This window comes from Paenibacillus sp. 22594, from assembly GCF_052044425.1.
GTDB lineage: Bacteria > Bacillota > Bacilli > Paenibacillales > Paenibacillaceae > Paenibacillus_AQ.
In genome coordinates this window covers 1-5,565 of record NZ_JBQENA010000024.1, presented here as the reverse complement: position 1 = coordinate 5,565, position 5,565 = coordinate 1, and the positions used below count along the sequence as shown (strand labels likewise).

3 protein-coding genes are annotated in these 5,565 nt (G+C 56.6%); all 3 read right to left on the bottom strand.

Annotated elements, in window-relative coordinates:
- The coding region (locus ACTJKB_RS30760; RefSeq protein ID WP_440838021.1) for a glycoside hydrolase family 130 protein at positions 1 to 970 on the bottom strand (970 nt) is incomplete at its 3' end.
- Positions 971 to 1,034: 64 nt separating this feature from the next.
- Complete coding sequence (locus ACTJKB_RS30755) at positions 1,035 to 2,354, bottom strand: glycoside hydrolase family 125 protein (protein ID WP_440838020.1); 1,320 nt, start codon at positions 2,352 to 2,354, stop codon at positions 1,035 to 1,037.
- Between the two features lie 32 nt (positions 2,355 to 2,386).
- Positions 2,387 to 5,551 carry an alpha-mannosidase gene (locus tag ACTJKB_RS30750; protein WP_440838019.1) on the bottom strand — a complete coding sequence of 1,055 codons (3,165 nt, stop codon included), beginning with the start codon at positions 5,549 to 5,551 and terminating at the stop codon, positions 2,387 to 2,389.
- Between the last annotated feature and the right edge of the window lie 14 nt (positions 5,552 to 5,565).

Here is a 5,565-nt window from a genome sequence, read left to right as displayed (position 1 = left end):
TCATATATTTAAGCAACTCATCCACGGTGGTAAAGGCAAGGCCCGTAACCGTATCCGCACACCCGTAGTAGATGGCAATCCGTCCTGTCGCGGAATCGGTCAAGGCCGCGCAAGGGAAGGTCACATTAGGCACATCTCCCACACATTCGTACATCATTTCCGGTCCCAGAATATAATTGCGCGAACGGGCTTTCACTTTCCAAGGCTGATCCAGATCCAGAAGCGCACAGCCCATGCGGTAGACAAATCCATTACATGTGTTGATTACGCCGTGATAGATCAGCAGCCAGCCCTCGCTGGTTTCGATCGGAATCGGACCGGGGCCAATCTTCTTGGACTGCCAGGCGGAGGCATCTCCATTCACCGTGCCCATCACATAGCGGTGCTTGCCCCAGAAGGTAAGATCCGGGCTTTCGCTGTAGAAAATATCTCCAAACGGAGTGTGCCCGGTATCACTTGGACGGCTTAGCATGGCATAATGCCCGTTGATCTTCCGCGGGAACAGCACGCCATTGCGGTTATACGGCAGAAAGGCGTTCTCCAGTTGATGGAAGGTTTGAAAATCGGTGGTGTACGCGAGTCCGATGGTCGGCCCGTGATAGCCGTTGCACCAGGAAATATAGTAACGGTCATCGATCTTGCAGACCCGGGGATCATAGCGGTATTCCCGTGTAATGACCTCTTCGTCCCCTTGGAAAACAATCGGTTCATGCTGGATACTCCAGTTCACGCCGTCCTCGCTGAAACCTGCAAAGATATCCATGCTGACCGATTTGGAATCGCAGCGGAAGACGCCGGCGAACCCTTCCCCAAAAGGGACGACCGCCGAATTAAACACACTGTTGGAGTTTGGGATGGCATCCCGGTGAATGATCGGATTGGCCGAATATCTCCATACGGGTGCGCTGGTGGCTGCCGGCTTCTCCTCCCAAGGGATAGTTGACAGGTTTTCTCCAATAATCGTACTCATGTTCATGTCTCCTTTTCATCTAAAAAAATACTTTACTCCATCTTGTCATCCGTATCTGAAATCACTAGAGAATTCCTTCCTGTAGCGCCCGCCAGATCAGTTGGGAGAACAGGCTGTTCGACCAGGCGAACCAGCTGCGGGTAAACACGGAGGGGTCATCCGCATGGAAACCTTCGTGCATGAAGCCGGTATCGGCGTCCGTGGCTTCCAGCATGCTAATCACCGCCAGCTTCTCTTCCTTGGTGTCCGCCGTGATCCCTTGCATGGACAAGGCCATATGCCAAATATAGTTCTTCGGTGTATGCGGACTGCCAATGCCTTTGGCTGCTGTTCCTTCATAATAGAACGGATTTTCTGTACTGAGCGCAAACCGTCTCGTGTTCTGATACACCGGATCATCGTTCTTCAAATAGCCGAGATATGGAATGGAGATCAGCCCCGGGGTGCCGGCATCATCCATCAGGCAATAATTGCCGAAGCCGTCGGTCTCGTAAGCATAGATCGGCCCGAATTCAGGATGGCGGTAAATCCCATAGAGCTTGATGCCGTGATCCACCTCGAACTCCAGCGCCTTCAGCTCGGCCAGCAGATCCATGTCCCGGAAGACCCACTCGGCGAACTCCTGCATCTGCCGCAGGGCGACAACGGCAAACATATTGCCGGGAATGTTGTAGTGGAAGTCGCAGGCGTCATCGCTGGAACGGAAACCGGACCAGATCATCCCGGTATAGTTCACCGGCATGCCAAGTCCGTTATTTCGCAACGAGTCTTCCGGAATGCCGTTGTTGCGGGTGAAGCGGTACGGCGACTGCTCGAAGTGATGCTGCTCTTTTTTGAACACCTCGATAATGGTACGCAGGGCAGACTTGAACTCCGCATCGAAGAAGTCGGTAAGCCCGGTTTCCTGCCAGTAGGTATACGCGAGACGCACCACGAAGCACAGGGAATCAATCTCGAATTTGCGCTCCCAGACCCATGGGGACATCTCAGTCACGTCCGTGGTGTTCCAGTGCCAGTCATTGGCATATTCATTAAACGCATTGGCGTACGGATCGATGTGGATGTACTGGATATGACGTCTGATCAGGCCGCCGATGATGCGCTGCAGATCCGGGTCGTTCTTGGCCAGCGGCACATAATGGATGACCTGTTCCACCGAATCACGCAGCCAGGAAGCCGGGATATCTCCGGTAATAACAAAGGTGGTGCCATCCTCCATTAGCTTCGTCGTGGTCTCCAGGGTGTTCGGAAAACAGTTTTTGAACAGCTGCAGCAGCTTGGGCCGGTGGGCCAGCTTCTCTTCCGCTTCGGCCAGCACCTCCTGTACGGCTTGCGGCAGTTCGAGCTTCGGCATCGGGATTTTCGGTAGTCTGAATTGTTCCAAGGAAGGGACACTCCTTCTGTTCGAATAGTAGTTTATTTCACGTAAATCGTCTGAATCTCAAAAGGAGCAAAGTGCAGCTCGAATTCACCTGGGTGATGGGCGACAGGCTCCAGCTTCTCCTCCAGCGCATTGGACCGGTACACTTCGCTGAACGGCTGGTTCCAGCCCAGCGTCACGGTTTCCCGTCCGCCCGCGGATTCATAGAACCGCAGAATGCTGCCCTGTCCGTCCTCGGATGGCTTCACGGTGTCCAGCACGACATGCTGCCCGCTGAAGTGGAGGAAACCGCTGGTGGATGGCAGCTGTCCCGTCTTCCCTTCGGCTGCGACCGCCTGCACGTCATGATTCAGCTCCGCGGCCTTGCGCAGCGTATGGGCACTCCGCCAATCTCCGGGGTGGGGATAGAGCGAATAGGTGAAGTCATGAGCGCCGAGGTCCGCAGTGGCGTCCGGCCATTGCGGCGCACGCAGCAGGGACAGGCGGATCGTGCTTCCTTGAATGTCGTAGCCGTATTTGCAGTCATTCAGCAGACTGACGCCGTATCCATGTTCGGATACATCCACAAAACGGTGTCCGCAGACCTCGTACTGTGCCTGTTCCCAGCTGGTATTGCGGTGCGTGGGACGCTCCAGCGCGCCAAAAGGAATCTCATAGGTCGCTTTGTCTGTGACCACATCGACCGGGAAGCCGACCTTCAGCAGCTTATGGGCTTCCTTCCAGTCCACGTGGGTCTTGAAGTCGATTCTGCGGTCATGGGCATACAGGATCAGATCCTGGGTGATCAGCGATTGACCCAGCGTCCAGCGGAATCTCAGCACATCCCGGACTTTGCCCGAGTGAAGCACGTATTTCTCCACCAGCTCGGCCTCGCCAGCCGGCTGGGCTTCATAGCGGCTGTCGATATCCCAGGCATCCCAGAGTGTCGGACGATCATGGAAGAAGTGGAATTGGTTGGCGCGGCTGCCCTTCTGCACCATTTCCCGTCCTGCTCCTTTGTCGAACAGGCTGGTGATTTCGCCCCGTTCATTGAACGTCAGGCGGTAGTGCGGGGTCTCCCAGCGGTCATTCAGGGCGGTGCGTCCCGGCATATTCACTGCTTCCGGGCTTCCCGGCGTTGGCCGTTCCCCGCGTCTCAGCCAGATCGTTGTATACCCCATAGCCGGGATGGCCGGGACATGAATGTAAGCAGTCTGTTGACCCGTTGTCTGGTCCGAAGCCGTGTTCACAGCTGGTAAACCGGCAACGAGATCTATCGCAAGTGGGTTTCCTGACGCGTCATAAGCCGCTATGTTCCGTTCATTTTCCGTTGGTTCATTATCTGCCAATGGAATGGCAATGACTGCATCACGTGCCCAGCCGAGGCTGTTGAACAGCACGTAAGGTTGGCCTTCGCCTTCTGTTGTGACCTGAGCCGTCAGGGCTTCCAGCCCCGGCTGCAGCGCTGCCTCACCAAGGGCGAACACCTCGCGGTATTCCTTCTCCGAAGTCTCATAGGCTTCGGTGATGGCCGAACCGGGAATAATGTCATGGAACTGGTTCAGCAGTATCAGCTTCCAACCTTGATGAAGCTGTTCGGCGCTGCTGCTCCACCGCTCTGGCAGCATAGAGGAAGACGCAAGGGTCTGCCACAGCTCTGCCTCGCGGTAGAGAATCTCCGCCTTGCGGTTGTTCCGCTTGTTGCGGCCATGTGTGGTATAGGTGCCGCGGTGCAGCTCCAGATACAGATCGCCGCGCCATTCGGGAAGCTGCGGCTGCTGCTCCTCCATGCCTGCGAAGAAATCTGCAGCGCTGCTGAAGGCACTGGCCGGCTGGCCGACCATCAGGTCTGCACGGCGGATGTATTCCAGCATCTCGCGGGTCACGCCCCCGCCGCCGTCGCCATGGCCGTAGAGCAGCATCTGCTCGTTATGGGTTTTCTTTTCCCGGAAGGATTGCCAGTGCTCATGCACGTCCTTCGGCAGCGTGTTCTCGTTCACCCCATGGTTGAGGTAAGACAGCATCGGGGTGCCGTCAATGCCGACCCAATGGAACAGATCGTATGGGAACACATTGGTGTCATTCCAGCCGAGCTTCGTGGTCATGAAATAGCGCACGCCGCCATGCCGCATAATCTGCGGAAGCGAAGCGCAGTAGCCGAAGGTATCCGGCAGCCATTCAATGTCTGAGGTCTTGCCGAATTCCTTCAGGTAGAACCGCTGGCCGTAGAGCATCTGGCGCATCAGGGACTCTCCGCTCGGGATGTTCAGGTCCGGCTCGACCCACATGCCGCCGACCAGCTCCCACCGGCCTTCCTGAATTCTCTCTTTGACCTTGGCGAACAGGACCGGGTCGTTCTCCTTGAGATATTCGAACAGCTGCGGCTGGCTCTGGGCGAATTGATAGTCCGGGTATTCGTCCATTAAGGCATTGACGGTGGAGAAGGTCCGGCTGGTCTTCCGCACGGTCTCCCGGGCCGGCCACAGCCAGGCAATGTCGATATGCGACTGGCCGACCATATGAATGGTGCCTTCCGCATTGCCGCCAATCCCTGCAATGTCTTTGCGCAGCGTCGCTTCCAGGGCCGCTACAGCACTGCCTTCACGTACCGCTGTCTCTTCCAAATTCAAATATTCATCCATCACCCGGTACAAGGCTTCCAGCATCCGTATACGGCGCATGTCCGTTTCCGGCAGCAAAACGGCCGCATCACGGACAATAACGGCGGTATACATCAGGCTCTGTACCGGCTCATTGACCCGTACCAGCCAGGTGCGGATGGCCCGGATGGGCGGCTGGATGACCGCCTGCTGATTCAGCGGGTCCACCGGCTCGGGAATGGGATCAAACAATTCGATCTCCAGCTCCAGCGGCCGGCCGTCCGGCGAGGCTTCCAGGGTTACAAAGGTGTGGTTCCGGTCAAGGCCCTGGCGGGATTCCCCATTCACCCGCAGCAAGCCCTCGCCGCCCGACTCAAATAGGAGCCCCGTACGCTGCCCTTGCCATTCCATCGGAATTTCCAGTGTACGGCGAAAAAAATACGTGGTTCCCTGCACACTCGGGAACAGGTTGAAATCTCCGCCTTCGGTATACGGCCGCATTCCGTCATATTGACCCGGCACGGTATAGACCGAAGCCTGAATGTCCCAGCCTTCCAGCGCCTGCTGCTCCAGCCATTGCTGCTCGGACAGCTCGCGGATCAATCTTCTAATCCGTTCCATGTGACCCCTCCGTT